This window comes from Terrisporobacter mayombei, from assembly GCF_020748465.1.
GTDB lineage: Bacteria > Bacillota > Clostridia > Peptostreptococcales > Peptostreptococcaceae > Terrisporobacter > Terrisporobacter mayombei.
Window position 1 is genome coordinate 1 of the sequence record NZ_JAHZMP010000123.1, and the last position, 510, is coordinate 510.

General features: G+C 27.1%; 1 protein-coding gene. It reads left to right on the plus strand.

The window, feature by feature from the left end:
- Positions 1-66: 66 nt before the first annotated feature.
- On the plus strand, positions 67-510 hold a 444-nt coding region (locus K0039_RS24945), incomplete at its 3' end, for a hypothetical protein (RefSeq protein WP_228106817.1).

Genomic DNA, 510 nt, shown 5'->3' on the forward strand with positions numbered 1-510 from the left:
TATATAGATGACAAACTTAACTGGAAAGCAAGTGATGTTATATACTGGTTGTTTATTAGTCGAGAAATGGAGTGTTTCCGAAAATTTGGTATTGATTTTATGAGGCTTTGTGTAGATGATGGAGGAGAACCAATACTTCGATATTCTCACTCCGAGTCAGGAGAAACTTGCGGTAATATATTCTTTTCAAAAATTAGTCCTATTGCTGATCAAGTTGCCAATCATTTGGGAATATTATTTTGTTATTTTGGAATATTTTATTTTAATTTTGAAAATGGATATGTATGGAAGTTAGAAGGTGTTTTTGAAAATATAGAGTTGTTATCAGATTCTTATAAGAAAATGGCTACTCTCTTAAAGAGAATGTTTGATATATTTGAAGGAATTTATGATTTTTTTTATAATTATTTGTTTAGTTATGTTTTTAATGGAAGTTATTTGTTATTTTTTGAATTATTATTTGTAGGGAAAAATGTTGCATTTATATATTTTGAGTTTGTGATAGAAAAC